This is a genomic window from Pseudomonas sp. 3HC3, from assembly GCF_044904505.1.
Lineage (GTDB): Bacteria > Pseudomonadota > Gammaproteobacteria > Pseudomonadales > Pseudomonadaceae > Aquipseudomonas > Aquipseudomonas putida_Y.
Genome location: NZ_JADDRH010000014.1, coordinates 1 through 14,034 on the forward strand (window position 1 = coordinate 1; position 14,034 = coordinate 14,034).

At 60.6% G+C, this 14,034-nt stretch carries 11 protein-coding genes and 2 rRNA genes; 11 read left to right on the forward strand and 2 right to left on the reverse strand.

Translation table 11 applies throughout. The features are described from left to right. The 11 genes from INQ47_RS17825 to INQ47_RS17875 all read left to right on the forward strand — a co-directional run. Window positions 1–78, forward strand: a 23S ribosomal RNA gene (locus INQ47_RS17825); the annotation flags it as partial. A 131-nt stretch (window positions 79–209) separates the two neighbouring features. Further along, window positions 210–325: ribosomal RNA gene (gene rrf / locus INQ47_RS17830) — 5S ribosomal RNA — on the forward strand. A 376-nt stretch (window positions 326–701) separates the two neighbouring features. Further along, entirely contained in the window at window positions 702–2,345 is a 1,644-nt protein-coding gene (locus INQ47_RS17835) for an acetolactate synthase large subunit (protein WP_404702234.1), read from the forward strand. A gap of 143 nt (window positions 2,346–2,488) precedes the next feature. Next, on the forward strand, window positions 2,489–4,423 hold the full coding sequence (locus INQ47_RS17840; protein ID WP_252460287.1) for an FAD-dependent oxidoreductase: 1,935 nt from the start codon (window positions 2,489–2,491) through the stop codon (window positions 4,421–4,423). A gap of 145 nt (window positions 4,424–4,568) precedes the next feature. Then, complete coding sequence (locus INQ47_RS17845; protein ID WP_404702235.1) at window positions 4,569–5,465, forward strand: nitrilase family protein; 897 nt, start codon at window positions 4,569–4,571, stop codon at window positions 5,463–5,465. Between the two features lie 10 nt (window positions 5,466–5,475). Next, entirely contained in the window at window positions 5,476–6,630 is a 1,155-nt protein-coding gene (locus INQ47_RS17850) for a hypothetical protein (protein WP_404702236.1), read from the forward strand. Continuing rightward, window positions 6,627–7,616 carry an asparaginase gene (locus INQ47_RS17855; protein WP_404702237.1) on the forward strand — a complete coding sequence of 330 codons (990 nt, stop codon included), beginning with the start codon at window positions 6,627–6,629 and terminating at the stop codon, window positions 7,614–7,616. The genes INQ47_RS17850 and INQ47_RS17855 overlap by 4 nt, the downstream gene beginning before the upstream one ends. A 91-nt stretch (window positions 7,617–7,707) precedes the next feature. Further along, window positions 7,708–8,259 (forward strand): UPF0149 family protein, encoded by a 552-nt coding sequence (locus tag INQ47_RS17860; protein WP_104960945.1) that lies wholly within the window; start codon window positions 7,708–7,710, stop codon window positions 8,257–8,259. Between the two features lie 168 nt (window positions 8,260–8,427). Then, entirely contained in the window at window positions 8,428–9,057 is a 630-nt protein-coding gene (locus tag INQ47_RS17865) for a glutathione S-transferase family protein (protein ID WP_103462089.1), read from the forward strand. 27 nt (window positions 9,058–9,084) lie between these two features. Next, the gene (locus tag INQ47_RS17870; protein ID WP_404702238.1) at window positions 9,085–11,121 is read left to right on the forward strand and encodes a pyridoxamine 5'-phosphate oxidase family protein; all 2,037 of its coding nucleotides are present in this window, start codon (window positions 9,085–9,087) and stop codon (window positions 11,119–11,121) included. A 108-nt stretch (window positions 11,122–11,229) separates the two neighbouring features. Further along, window positions 11,230–12,126, forward strand: a complete 897-nt coding sequence (locus tag INQ47_RS17875; RefSeq protein WP_404702239.1) for a LysR family transcriptional regulator — start codon at window positions 11,230–11,232, stop codon at window positions 12,124–12,126. A 73-nt stretch (window positions 12,127–12,199) separates the two neighbouring features. Here the strand turns inward: INQ47_RS17875 and INQ47_RS17880 are convergent, their stop codons facing one another. Both INQ47_RS17880 and INQ47_RS17885 read right to left on the reverse strand, forming a co-directional pair. After that, complete coding sequence (locus INQ47_RS17880; protein WP_404702240.1) at window positions 12,200–13,069, reverse strand: aldose 1-epimerase; 870 nt, start codon at window positions 13,067–13,069, stop codon at window positions 12,200–12,202. 25 nt (window positions 13,070–13,094) lie between these two features. Then, on the reverse strand, window positions 13,095–14,018 hold the full coding sequence (locus INQ47_RS17885; RefSeq protein ID WP_252460280.1) for an EamA family transporter: 924 nt from the start codon (window positions 14,016–14,018) through the stop codon (window positions 13,095–13,097). Window positions 14,019–14,034 lie beyond the last annotated feature (16 nt).

Here is a 14,034-nt window from a genome sequence, read left to right on the forward strand (position 1 = left end):
CGACGTTGATAGGTTGGGTGTGTAAGCGCTGTGAGGCGTTGAGCTAACCAATACTAATTGCCCGTGAGGCTTGACCATATAACACCCAAGCAATTTGCTGACGCAGATTGCGGTGGTGAAGACGAAAGAACCGAAAATTCGTAAGACCACAAATATCGCATATCCGAATTCGCTGGGCTGTCCATCTGGACATTCTGGCTACAGAATTTCTTGACGACCATAGAGCATTGGAACCACCTGATCCCATCCCGAACTCAGTAGTGAAACGATGCATCGCCGATGGTAGTGTGGGGTTTCCCCATGTGAGAGTAGGTCATCGTCAAGATTCATTTCGCAAAACCCCTATCTGCACATGCAGGTAGGGGTTTTGTCTTTGTGGGCAAAAAAGCCTGGCCTGCTCGAATCCCGGGAGCAGGCAGTTTGGTAGATGGCACCGGCGTTGCCGGTGTTCGCGGGTAAACCCGCTCCTACAGAGAATGGTGCAACGCCAGGCAGGGGGCGTACCCTCCAGGCCACGTCGCCTCCCACAGACCATCTCAGACTGCGACAATATTCCCGTTACCTTAACGTGACTTTCCCGCGTCCCCCCTACGTCAAGACTCTGGTTCGGGGCACTTCTGCCCTTGGACCTGGCGATGCCAGCGTACCGTGCTGCGCATTCCTGGACTTCCACCGTCCCATCACTTGAGGTAGCAAGCAAGATGGCCAAGGCCGCCGATATCGTTGTGCAATGCCTGGAAAATGAAGGTGTCGAGTATGTATTCGGCATTCCCGGTGAGGAAAACCTCGACCTGCTCGAATCCCTGCGCAAGTCGAAGATCAAGCTGGTACTGACCCGTCACGAGCAGTCTGCAGGTTTCATGGCTGCCACCTACGGTCGCTTGACCGGCAAGACCGGCGTCAGCCTGTCGACCCTCGGCCCTGGTGCCACCAACCTCGTGACCGCCAGCGCCTACGCCTACCTGGGCGGCATGCCGATGATGATGATCACCGGGCAGAAGCCGATCAAGAAGTCCAAGCAGGGTCGCTTCCAGATCATTGACGTGTGCGGCATGATGGACCCCATCACCAAGTACACCCACCAGTTCGCCTCGGCCGACAACATCCCGGCCCGCATGCGCGAAGCCTTCCGCCTGGCCGAAGAAGAAAAGCCGGGTGCGGTGCACCTGGAGCTGCCGGAAGACATCGCCGCCGAGCAGACCGACGCGCTGCCGATCCCGCGCAGCCTGCACCGCCGCCCGTTGGCCGAGCACGTGGCCATCGAAGCCGCTGTAGAAAAACTGCAGAAGGCCCGCAGCCCGATCCTGGTGATCGGTGCCGGCGCCAACCGCAAGATGACCGCCAAGGTCCTCAAGCAACTGATCGACAAGACCGGCATCCCGTTCATCACCACCCAAATGGGTAAAGGCGTGGTCGACGAGCGCCACCCGCGCTTCTTGGGTAACGCTGCGCTGTCGTCCGGTGACTTCGTTCACCGCGCCATCGAAGCGGCTGACCTGATCATCAACATCGGCCACGACGTGATCGAAAAGCCGCCGTTCTTCATGGTCCGTGGCGGCACCGAAGTCATCCACATCAGCTTCCGCTCTGCCGAAGTCGATGCCGTGTACTTCCCGCAGGTGGAAGTGATCGGCGACATCGCCAACGCCGTGTGGCAGATCGGCGAAGCCTTGACCGAGACTTCGCACTGGGACTTCACCCGCCTGATGGCCATCCGCGAAGCCAACGAAGCACAGATCGCCGAAGGCGCCGACGACGACCGCTTCCCGGTCTACCCACAGCGCATGGTCGCTGACATCCGTCGTGTATTGCCGTCCGAAGGCATCGTCGCCCTGGACAACGGCATCTACAAGATCTGGTTCGCCCGCAATTACAAGGCGCACAAGCCGAACACCGTGCTGCTGGACAACGCCCTGGCGACCATGGGCGCCGGCCTGCCATCGGCAATGGCTGCGCACCTGGTGCACCCGGACCGCCCGGTAATCTCGGTGTGTGGCGACGGTGGCTTCATGATGAACAGCCAGGAACTGGAAACTGCAGTACGTCTGGGCATGCACATCACCGTGGTGATCCTGCGTGACGACGGCTACGGCATGATCCGCTGGAAGCAGGCCAACATGGGCTTCACCGATTTCGGCCTGGACTACGGCAACCCGGACTTCGTCAAATATGCCGAAGCCTACGGCGCCAACGGCCACCGCGTGGAAAGTGCCGAAGGCCTGCTGCCGCTGCTGGAGCACTGCATCAAGACCCCGGGCGTGCACGTGATCGACTGCCCGGTCGATTACAGCGAGAACGACCGCATCCTCAACAGCGAGCTGCGTGAGCGCGCGCTGGCGGTCTAAGACCTGACAACCTTATCGCTGTAAGCCGGCACTCACAGGTATCTCACGATCCTGTAGGTGCCGGCGGGTGGTAGATAGCAACCACTTCACGCCTCTTGCAATTGATCATTCTCAGGTTCTCTACTCATGGAGAACACGAGAACATGACTATCGGTTCAACACACAACCATCCTGCCGATCTGGCCATCGACCCATCACTGCCCACGCAGCCGTGGGCCGCGCGTTTCCCTAATCCCCCGGATCTCTGTTTCGACTACCGCCGTCTTATCGAACAAGAGGGAGGCGTCGCACGTACCACACAACCGGATCACCGCATTTGCATCGTCGGTGCCGGAGTTACCGGTTTGACTGTGGCCAGAGAGTTATTACGCTGTGGTTTCAACCGTATCACCTTGATTGAGCAGTCCCGGCGTGTAGGCGGGCGACACCTGACGATCGTGAACAGCTCAGCAAGCCACAAGCAACCTGCAACCCCTTTTGAAATGGGGGCCATGCGCATGCCGTTCTTCAATAGGACTGGAGAGTCGCCTAAAGAGGGTCGCTCGCTTATGGCCTATTACGCAAAGTTGTTCGAGCTGCGGATTGCTGACTTCCCCAACCCAGGTACACCTTGGGTGAATGCCACGGGGATTTATCTTCGCGAAGGTCAATTAGAAGGGGAAGGTGACCCGGGTCTTCTGATCTGGCGTAATCCGTCAGGCGAAACGCCCCCCCCTTCGGCTGTCTTGCAACAGGTCTACGAGAAATGGCGCAATTTTGCTAAGCAATTTGCTGAACATGTAGCCACGGTCTATGGCACGTCAAGCTGGGAGTCGATATGGCGGGACATCGTCGATCGCTATCATCGACTGTCGTTCAGGGATTTGGTGCATTTACCCGCCCTTGCTGCCTGGGACCCTGAAAACCCCGGTGACTTTGGCGGTTTGGGCATGAGCAGTGACGAGTCAGCCATTTTCTATGCAATCGGTATTGGCGATGGCAGCTGGGGAGCATTTTATGATGTTTGCTGCCTGTACCCGCTACGTACGGCAATATTTGGCTTCAGCAGTCATTTGCAGTTGGTACATGGCCGTGTGGATTCAAGAGGTGTGCCTTACGCTGCGCCGCATCTTGAAGCAAACAATGTCCCTGATAGCAGGGGATTGCCGTTTCAAGGGCCAGCCTATCTCGGACTTGCGGCCCTCGACGAAAGCCTTTTGCACCTGGACGTCGGCATGGGTGGGATCTCGCTGTATGAACATCTTCTGAAAAAAAATGATGGGCTGCTGACAGATACGTCAGTGTGCGCGGTGCAGAAGCTGGAAGATGGCCGTATTCGGGTCGGATATCGTTGGCGATGCGGTGACCCGTTACATGAGAGCACCGAGTATGAAGACTTCGACAGCGTGATCATGACTACTCCGTCATGGCTGATCGAAACCAACATCAGCCTCAGCGGTTTCACCCGCCAGATGTTGCCGCAGCCGATTATCGATGCCTGGAAGCATGCCCATTGGGAGACCAGCTGCAAGGTCTATGCACCGCTGAAGAAAAGTTTCCTCGACCACAAGCCGATGCCGCAGATTCTGATTACCGATAGCTTTGTGCACGATGTCTATGCCTATCGATACAACGATAGCTATCCAGATGACTGCATTCTCCTCAGTTATACCTGGGAGGATGACGCGACAAAGTTGGCAGCCTTCTCTGATGAGGAGTTGGCGACCAAATGCCTGAAGGAGCTCGATCGGATCCTTCTACGCTGCACCAATGTGGGTGAGGCTATATCGCCCTACATCGATACTCGAAATATTCGCATACAGCGTTGGAGCACAGACCGAAATGCGCTCGGGTGCGCGAAGTTGTATAGGGCAGGTACCTACTTTGATGCTGTAAGCCTGATGAAGTACAACCGAGACCTCAGCGCGCGCTCAGGGCTGTATTTGGCTGGCGAGTCCTTTTCAGTGGACGCCGGGTGGACCGAGCCGTGTTTGCGCACGGCAATCGATACGGTCATCAACCTCTGCAACAACACGTCAGCCGAGTTCAATGGTGGCTTTACCCTCGAGTACTACCCCCACTATCAGGTTGGGAAATAACGGCGTACGGGCCATTTTGTAGGGAGAGTCCTACTGCGATTATGTAGTTTTCCTTTGGTCCCATAGGACTCTCCTGACTGTCGCTCCCTGACCCAACATCGCTTTACTGGCGTCCTTCCAAAACAACCACAAAAAGGAAGCCGCCATGTCTGAATCCTGTTCCCCCGTCAGCCCCGTACGTATCGCTGTCATCCAGTACGACCCTCAGGTCGGTCTTGAGCACTGTGAGAGCAACGTGAGCAGAGGCCTGGCATTGGCCCGGCGCGCAGCACGCGAAGGTGCCAACCTGATCGTACTGCCTGAACTGGCCAACTCGGGCTACACCTTCAACTCCCGTGCCGAAGCTTATTCCCATGCGCAGGTGCTGCAGGACGGCCCTTGCCTGAAAACCTGGGCCGACTTCGCCAGGCAATACCAGGTATACCTGGCTGCGGGGTTTGCCGAACGCGACGGGCTGAAGCTCTACGACAGTGCAGTGCTGTTCGGCCCCGAAGGCCTGCTCGGGCATTACCGCAAGGCGCATCTGTGGAACCAGGAAAAGCTTTGGTTCACCCCCGGAGATTTGGGGTTTCCGGTATTCGAGACGCCTATCGGCCGTATCGGCCTGCTGATCTGCTGGGACATCTGGTTCCCGGAAGTACCGCGGGTGATGGCCGCGCAAGGCGCCGACATCATCTGCAGCCTCAACAACTGGGTATGGACCCCGCCGCCGTTGTTCGATGATGCAGGGCGTTGTATGGCTTCGTACCTGACCATGACGGCAGCCCATGTCAACAACGTTCATATCGCCGCCGCGAACCGTGTCGGCAGCGAGCGGGGCGGGCGCTTCCTGGGCTGCTCGCTGATCGCCGGTACCAATGGCTGGCCAATCGGCGAGGTGGGCAGTGCAGAAGCCGAAGAGATTATCTATGCCGATGTCGATTTGAGCAGTGCACGCTCGGCACCGATCTGGAACAACCTCAACGACCTGCCAAGAGACCGGCGAACCGATCTCTACGATGCCACCCTTGGCTATCGCTTGCATGCACCTATGCCACGTTGAGGAGTTGCGAATGAACACGCTCCTCTTCTCACGACAGCAGTATTGGCTTGTGTTGATGTTCGGCTGCCTGCTGGTGTTTCTCGCTGTAAGCCTTGCCCATGGCCAATGGCCGGATTATGCACAAAGGGTGGCGACGCTCAATGAGCCGCTCAGCCGCTTGCGCTGGATTGTTGGTGATATCAGTGAAGTGGCTTTCTACAAGCACGAACTACCCGCGCTGGGCTTGCTGCTGGGCGCGTGCCTGGCGCACTGGGCGCAGGTGCGAGGATACCGCTGGCAGGGCTTTGCCATTTGCTATGGCAGCGGATTATGGCCATGGGTGTTTACCAGCTCGCTTTTGGGCTTGCTGCTCAGTCATGTGTTGTGGGGATGGACCTTGGCCAGTGGTACTTGGCAACCCACCTTCGTTGCCTTCGTGTCATTGCCGGCAGCCATGGTATTGCTTTTTGGTGCGGGCTGGCGGGTAACGATCACGGGGGCACTACTGGGGGCGCTACTGGTAACACCGGCCAGCCTGCTGATGGTCAATTACCTGTGTTATCCCCTGCAGTTGCCAGTGGTAGTGGGCAATGTGAGTGGCATGGCAGTGGCAAGCGTCGTGGCCTTCATCCTGTGCAAGCGCTTTCCTTCATGGGTACGCCAATACCGTGAACCCACCGTCGTGGAGCCGGCGGTCAAACAGCCTGATTACGGTGTGGTCTGGACTTTACGGCGGGTTCTGGCCGACTTCAGCGAAGCCCCATTCTTTGGTAATGAACTGGCCAGCCTCGGGTTATTGCTGGGTGTGTTGCTGGCTTACCTGTTGAGCCCGGCTGCTGTGTCATACGGTTCGATGCTGGTGATGCAGATAGTGGCCGGCCAAGCCCTGGCATCCCTGGTCGGCGTTGCAATCTGGCGAGGACAGTGGAAAGCCCGTGGGTGGTACCCTACCTACATTCCGATTGTGTCGATCGTCCCCGCTGCGGTGTTGACACATGGCGGCAGCTGGCAAGTGGTGGTGATCAGTGCAGTACTGGGTGCACTGGTGGCTCCGCCGCTAGCAGTGGCGATCACTCAGCGGTTGCCGGCCTATGTGCATGGCTACATCGGCAATGTGATGTCGATGGCCGTCTGCACGCTGGGAATCGTGCCTGTAGTCGGATTGCTTGTGGGGGGAGCAGCATGAGTGAACATTCGAGCCTGCCCAGGCTGTCGATCGCCAGCCTGGGCGGCACGGTCAGTATGCGGGCCGGTGCTGTCGGGGGTGGTGTGACGCCAAGCCTGGATTGTGAGCGGCAACTGCTTCAGGTTCCACAGTTGCGCGAGATGGCGCAGTTGAACGTTGCTTCATTGTGTCTGCTCCCCAGTGCATCGCTGGGCTTCGCGACGTTGCTGGAGGTGCTTGCATGGGCCCGGGGCGAGGTGGAGCGCGGAGCTCAGGCATTGGTATTGAGCCAAGGGACCGACAGCCTTGAGGAAACGGCCTATTTCCTGGACCTGCTCTGGCCATTCGATGTGCCATTGGTGATGACCGGTGCCATGCGCTCGGCGAGTCAGCCGGGCAATGATGGGCCGGCCAACTTGTTGGCTGCGGCTCAGGTTGCATTGGCACAACACAGCCGTGGGCGAGGTGTGCTTGTGGTCATGAATGATCAGGTCCACTGCGCGGTAAGGGTTCGCAAGACGGCCAGCCTGGCGATGGCGGCATTCGAGTCGCCCGGATGTGGCCCGTTGGGCGACGTTGTGGAGGGTGTTGTGTTGTATCGCCATCCGCCCGGGCGACGGAAAGTGTTGCCGTTACCCTATCGCACCGACCAGCGCGTTGCCCTGCTGGAAGCCTGCCTGGACGCAGACACGGCGCTGCTGCGGGCTGTGGCCACCTTGGGTTATGAGGGGTTGGTCATCGCCGGTTTCGGTGCTGGGCATGTTTCCGCCAGTTGGTCCGAAGTGCTGGAACACCTGGCGCCCACCTTGCCGGTCATGGTTGCTACGCGCACAGGTAGGGGGCCTACAGCCCGGGCAACCTACGGGTTTGCTGGTGCAGAGATCGACCTGCAGAAAAAAGGCGTCTACATGGCTGGGCAACTCTGCCCGCGCAAATGCCGCATCTTGCTGTGGCTGCTGATAGGCACCGACCGGCAACATGAGCTGCAGGACTGGTTGCAGCCCTGAACCATCTGCCCGCGCGGGTGTTCGCGCGGGCAGCCCTTCCGGCGTTGCTGTGCTAGGGTGCACACACTTTTGCTTCCCAGGATTCTTACCCATGCTCCCCGTACTCAGCGAAAAAGAACTCGACCGCCTCGAAGACCTGCTGATCACCTATGGCAATGACTACTCGGTGCTGGACCTGGCCGAGCTCAATGGCTTTTTCGTCGCACTCGCCAGTTCGCCGATCACTGTCCTGCCGGAACAATGGCTGCCGGCGGTAGCGGGTGGCAAGGTACCGAAGTTCAAGAAGCCCGCGCATGAGGAGGCCTACACGGCATTGATGCTGCGTTATGCCAGCCAGGTGGCAGAAGAACTGAGCAATGAGGTCGACCAGTTCGAACCGCTGTTCGAGGAACGCGAAGGCGAGCAGGGCACAGTGATCGTGATGGAGGAGTGGTGTTTCGGCTACATGCGCGGTACCCAGGTGGCCGGTTGGGGCGAGTTGCCACCGGAGCAGGCCCCGCTGCTCAAGGCCATTTCGCTACATGGGCTGGAAGATAACTTCGAGTTGCTGGACCAGATGAGCGATGAGGATATCCAGGCCTGTGTGCCGCAGGTGGTCGAGGCTGCGCGTGGGCTGTACCGACATTTCAAAAAGCTGCACTGATCGGATCGTTGGCTAGCGCTCACCTGTAGGCGCCAGCGCAGTGTTTGGAAGCCATTATTCCGCCCCGCGAAATTATGGTTTCCCCTGCGCACTGATTCTGTTGCTAGCCGATCCAGTGCAGCATGTGCTCCATCAGCCCCAGCCCGGCGCTGACCAGGAGCCAAGCCCATGTCGAACCCGATCAAGCTGTACAACTTCCCCAAGTCTGGCCATGCCCATCGCATCGAGTTGATGCTCTCGCTACTGAACCTGCCCACAGAGTTGGTGTTCGTCGACTTGGCCAAAGGCGCCCACAAGCAGCCGGACTTCCTTGCCCTCAACCCGTTCGGCCAGGTTCCGGTCATCGATGACAACGGCACGGTGATTGCCGACTCCAACGCCATCCTCGTCTACCTGGCCAAAAAGTATGACAACGGTGCCTGGCTGCCCGAAGAACCTGCCGCCGCTGCCCGTGTGCAACGCTGGCTCTCGGTCGCCGCCGGCCCGCTGGCATTTGGCCCGGCAGCCGCCCGCCTGGTCACGGTGTTCGGGGCTTCGTTCAATACCGACGAGGTGATTTCCCGTGCCCACACCTTGCTCAAGGTGATCGATGCCGAGTTGGCCAACACGCCATTCCTGGCGGGTAGCACACCCACGATCGCGGACATTGCCAACTACTCGTACATCGCTCACGCCCCCGAAGGCAATGTGTCGCTGGAGCCGTATGCCAATGTGCGCAACTGGCTGGCGCGGATCGAGGCACTGCCGCGTTTCGTCCCCATGCCGCGCACCGTGATCGGGCTGCAAACCCACGCCTGAAACCCCGCCATCGCGAGGAGCGCCGCCATGCAACAATCGCCTGATCACCGCCCCTCGCCCTGGCATACGGGTGAAAAGACCCTGCAGGAAAAGGTCGGTGTAGCAGAACGCATGGAGGCGTTCGGGCAAAAGGTCATTCGTGACCACATGCCCGACCAGCACCGAGCGTTCTATCACCAGTTACCGTTCATGGTCGCCGCCAGTGTGGATGCCCAGGGCCGGCCTTGGGCCACGCTGCTGGAAGGGCCAGAAGGGTTCGTAAGCTCGCCCGACCCTCGTATGCTCACGATCCACACCACGTTGCCAGCGGAGGACCCCGCCACCCCCGGGTTGGCAGCCGGGCAGGCCGTCGGCCTGCTGGGGATCGAACTGCACACCCGTCGGCGCAATCGCATCAACGGGCAGATCCGCCACGCATCCCAAGGGCAACTGCAAGTGGCCGTAGAGCAGGCGTTTGGCAACTGCCCGCAGTACATCCAGTTGCGTGACTACATCCGCGTCACCAAACCCGCCCTCGGACGCATCGATGCGACAACACTGGATACCTCGACCGTCAGCATGATCCAGGCCGCCGATACCTTCTTCGTCGCCAGCTATGTCGAGCATGCTGACGGCCAGCGCTCGGTGGATGTCTCCCACCGCGGTGGGCGGCCAGGCTTCATCAAGGTCGAAGGCAATCGGCTCACCATTCCCGATTATGCTGGCAATCTGCATTTCAACACCTTGGGCAACCTGGTGGTCAACCCGCGGGCCGGCTTGCTGTTCATCGACTTCAATAATGGCAATGTTTTGCAACTGTACGGGCGTGCCGAGGTGCTGCTGGACAGCCCGGCCATCCAGGCATTTGAAGGCGCGGAGCGGTTATGGACACTGCAGGTCGAGCAGGTAGTGTGGCGTCCGGCTGCCGTTGCCCTGCGCTGGGCTTTCAAGGAATACGCGCCGACCAGTCTGATGACCGGTACCTGGGCCGAGGCCGATGCGCGCCTGGAGCAGCGGCAACAACAGCGCCAATGGCTGGCCTGGCGTGTGCTGCGGGTAGAGCAGGAAAGCCGCGATATCCGCTCGTTCTATCTTGAGCCACAGGCAGGCTTCCCTGTGGCCTTTGCCCCTGGCCAGCATCTGCCTGTGCAAGTGCCGCGTGATGGCGAAGCGGCGCTGATTCGTACCTACAGCCTTTCAAGTGCCCCGGCCGATGGGTTCTTGCGCATCAGCGTCAAAGCCCAGGGCCCGGCTTCGCGGTATCTGCATGAGCACGTTGTGGCCGGCGATGTGTTGAATGTACGTCCGCCGATGGGCAGCTTCACGCTTGACCAGCAAAGTACGCGGCCGTTGGTGCTGATCGGTGCGGGCGTGGGCATCACGCCGCTGCTGGCCATGCTGCGCCAGCAGTTGAGCACGGGGCAGGCCCGGCGCATTCATCTGTTCCATGGCGCACGCAGCCTGGCTGACTTGCCGTTCCAGCAGGAACTGACGACCTTGCGGCAACAGGCTGGCGATCTGCTGCATGTACACCGCGCCCTGAGTCAGCCTGAAGGGCACGCGCAGCTCGGCCGTGATTATGAGCTCGCCGGTCGGTTGGGTATCGAACAGGTCAAGGCAACGCTGGCGTTGGACGACTACGATTTCTACCTGTGTGGGCCGGGCAGCTTCACCCAGCAACTTTACGAAGGGCTGCGTGGGGTGCATGTGCCGGATGCGCGGATCCACGCCGAAGCGTTTGGCCCGTCGACGCTGCGGCGGCACACCGATGCAGACCAGCCAACCTTGCAACAGCCACCTGCCGCTGACGAACCGGTGCCGGTGTATTTTGCCGCGTCGGCCAAGGAGGCACGCTGGGTTCCCGGTAGCGGCACCTTGCTGGAACTGGCCGAGGCGCGTGGGCTGGCCCCGGAGTTCAGTTGCCGGGGTGGCTCGTGTGGTACCTGCAAGACCCGACTGGTGAGCGGCCAGGTGCATTATCCAAATCCGCCGGCAGAGCTGCCGGAGGCGGGTTCGGTGCTGATCTGTTGTGCTGTGCCCGCGAAAGTGGAGGAGGGGATGCAGGCGCTGGTGCTGGATGTCTGATTCAAGCCAGTTGCAGGAACGGGCTTGCCCGCGAAGAGGCCGGCACAGCTAACACCAGGCATCCAGATGAAAGATAATCCGCACGCCGCATAACCCTCAGGAGCCCGCATGGACCAGATCCACCTGATGAAGGTATTCGTCGCCGTCGGCGAGCTGGAAAGCTTCGCCGCGGCTGCCCGCCGTCTGGATATTTCCCCGGCCGCTGTCACCCGCGCCGTCAGCGCCCTGGAAGAGCAGCTAGGGGTCAAGCTGTTGCTGCGCACAACTCGCAGCGTGCGTCTGACCGAGGCCGGCGGCCGTTATCTGGAAGACACCCGGCACATCCTCGCCAGCATCCACGAGGCCAATGAAGCCGCTGCCGGCATCAACGCGACCCCCAGGGGCGACCTGGCGGTGACCGCGCCGATCCTGTTCGGCAGGAAGTTCGTCATGCCGTGCATCGTCCGATACCTGCAGCAGTACCCGGAAGTCGATGTTTCCGCGTACTTCCTCGACCGCGTGGTGAACATGGTCGAGGAGGGCATGGACGTGGCCGTGCGCATCGGGCCGTTGCCCGACTCCGGGTTGAAGGCGCTGCGGGTGGGCAGGGTGCGGCGCATGTTGTGTGCCTCACCCGACTACCTGGCGCGCCATGGTGTGCCGAAGCACCCGTCGGACTTGGCCGGGCATGCGGTAATCGGCACCACCAACCTGTCGCCGCGGGCCGGTTGGCGCTTCGGCGTGACCGACGAGCCGACCTTGGTGCGCATGAAGCCACGGCTGACGGTCACCAGCAATGACGGGGCAATCGCCGCTGCCAGCGGCGGGCTGGGGATTGCCCGGCTGCTGTCTTACCAGGTGGTGGACGAACTGGCCAGCGGGCAGTTGCAGGTGCTGCTGGCCGAGTACGAAGAGGCGCCCTGGCCCATTCATGTGCTGCACCGCGAAAGCAAGTACGGTTCGGCCAAGGTCAGGGCCTTTATCGACATGCTGGCGCAAGAACTGCGCGATCAGCAGCTGGATTGAGAACTTGCATCGCGTCGAGAAATGATGCGAAACAATGCTTGATACCGTGGCGGCTGTTTTTCAGGCAACCCGCTCACAACGCCTGATACTGCATCCTGAACCCCAGGTTCATTGCCTCCCCCCGGTGCAACAATCGCAACCCTGGCCGCCCTGGCAGGTGGTGCGCATTGATGGGGTGGCTAACCGGCTCAAAGCAGAAAAACCCTTGCCCTTGCGGGCAAAACAGCAAGAAGTGGCCAGCCCCGCTGGTACTGCACGCCAGTCGATAACCCGCGCTGGGCTGTTCGATCACACACTCCCCTGGCCAGCCACTGAAGGCGTGATCAACCACTGTCTCGGGCAAACGCCTCATGGCATTGAAACGCCATTGTTCGGGCACCTCGGCCTCGTACGAAGGCAACCGCCCATCCTCGGCTAGCCACACCTTGCGCGCAGTTGCGTACAACTTGGTATCGGGATACCGCGGAAAGTAGGGATGTAGCCCCAGGCCATACCAGGTAGCTGGCTCATCCTGGTGCATCACATGCAGGTCCAGGTTCAGGCAACCCTCATGCAGGTGCACATCCAGCGTGGCCTGGTAGGCAAACGGCACGGCACTGTCCAGCGTCAACCGAGCTTGCTGTTCACTGTGGTGTTCTACCTGCCAGGCCTGTTGCCAGGCACTGCCATGAATCGGGTAAGGGTCATGCCCGGTATTTGGTAACAGTGCCTGCCACCCCTCGGGCCGGGCAAAGCCACCCTCGGCAATACGGTTGGACCACGGCGCCAGCGGGTAGCAGGCCAGGCGTCGGGGTGTACCGCTGGCCAGCGCGGCCGCGTCGGTATGGCGCAGCAGCGCCTGCCCGGTCGCCTTTACCTGCCAGTTGACCAGGCTGGCGCCGATTTCCGGGGCCAGGCTCAGGCGTGTCAGGCGGTCTTGCAGGTGCAGTTCGGTCACAGCCATGCAAGGCTCCTTTGTGGAAGATCAATCAATTGGCCCGGCGGTATGTGAGCAGCACGATGCCACACACCACCACCGCGCCGCCGACCAACTGCACAGTGCTCAGGTGCTGGTTGAGCAAGGCCCAGCCCAGCAACAACGTGGCGATGGGTTCAACGTTCATTACCGGTGCGTTCTGCGCCATGTTCAGGCGAGGGACACAGACGAACAGCAAGCTGAAGGCCAGGCCATACAGCACAACCAGGCTGGCCAGGGCCGCCCAGCCACTGCTGCTGCCTGGCAGTGACAAACCGGATGGGATCACGCCGCTTGCGCCTGCCACCAGCATGCTGGAGAACACGATCAGCAAGGTCAGCAGGCTGCGTACTGGGCCGCGCACGGCAGCCAGTTTGTGGTCGGTGACCCACAAGGCACAGGCAAAGGCACAGGCCGCACCAAAAGCCAGGCTTACCCCTAATGCCCAGTGCGGGTTGGCCGCAGCGCTGTCGGCCAGGTGTGCCGGCACATCCAGCGCCAGTACCAGGCCGCACAGAATCAGGCCCATGAACAACACCGTGCGGCCAGTGGGGCGTGCACCGCCCAGTGCCCAGGTGAGCAGCGCCAACAGCATCGGGAACGTGTTGCCCACCAGCAGCGCCAAGGCTACCGGAATGCGTGCGACTGCCGAATAAAGGCACAGGCTTTGGGTGGCGATCAGCAGGCCGAGCAGCAGTTGCCAGTGCCGGGTACCGGCGGGCAGGCTCAGGGCCTGGCGTTGCCACAGCAGCAGGCAGGCAAGCACCAGCAAGGTAATACCTGAGCGGCAGAGAATGGCCAGCAGCACGCCGGTGCCGTCGTCGAATGCGATGCGAGCGGCAATGTGGTTGCCGGCGAATGAACAGGCCAGCAGGGCCAGCAAGGCGATTGCCAGTTTGCGTGGGAATAGAGGTACAGCCGAGGAGGGGGCAGCCATGTGCAGGATCCGTTGC

Bases quoted from the DNA above. Each gene is read 5' to 3' on its own strand.
- INQ47_RS17885 (WP_252460280.1), bottom strand. From the start codon at position 14,018: ATGGCTGCCCCCTCCTCGGCTGTACCTCTATTCCCACGCAAACTGGCA.
- INQ47_RS17840 (WP_252460287.1), top strand. From the start codon at position 2,489: ATGACTATCGGTTCAACACACAACCATCCTGCCGATCTGGCCATCGAC.
- INQ47_RS17845 (WP_404702235.1), top strand. From the start codon at position 4,569: ATGTCTGAATCCTGTTCCCCCGTCAGCCCCGTACGTATCGCTGTCATC.
- INQ47_RS17835 (WP_404702234.1), top strand. From the start codon at position 702: ATGGCCAAGGCCGCCGATATCGTTGTGCAATGCCTGGAAAATGAAGGT.
- INQ47_RS17875 (WP_404702239.1), top strand. From the start codon at position 11,230: ATGGACCAGATCCACCTGATGAAGGTATTCGTCGCCGTCGGCGAGCTG.
- INQ47_RS17855 (WP_404702237.1), top strand. From the start codon at position 6,627: ATGAGTGAACATTCGAGCCTGCCCAGGCTGTCGATCGCCAGCCTGGGC.
- INQ47_RS17870 (WP_404702238.1), top strand. From the start codon at position 9,085: ATGCAACAATCGCCTGATCACCGCCCCTCGCCCTGGCATACGGGTGAA.
- INQ47_RS17860 (WP_104960945.1), top strand. From the start codon at position 7,708: ATGCTCCCCGTACTCAGCGAAAAAGAACTCGACCGCCTCGAAGACCTG.
- INQ47_RS17865 (WP_103462089.1), top strand. From the start codon at position 8,428: ATGTCGAACCCGATCAAGCTGTACAACTTCCCCAAGTCTGGCCATGCC.
- INQ47_RS17880 (WP_404702240.1), bottom strand. From the start codon at position 13,069: ATGGCTGTGACCGAACTGCACCTGCAAGACCGCCTGACACGCCTGAGC.
- INQ47_RS17850 (WP_404702236.1), top strand. From the start codon at position 5,476: ATGAACACGCTCCTCTTCTCACGACAGCAGTATTGGCTTGTGTTGATG.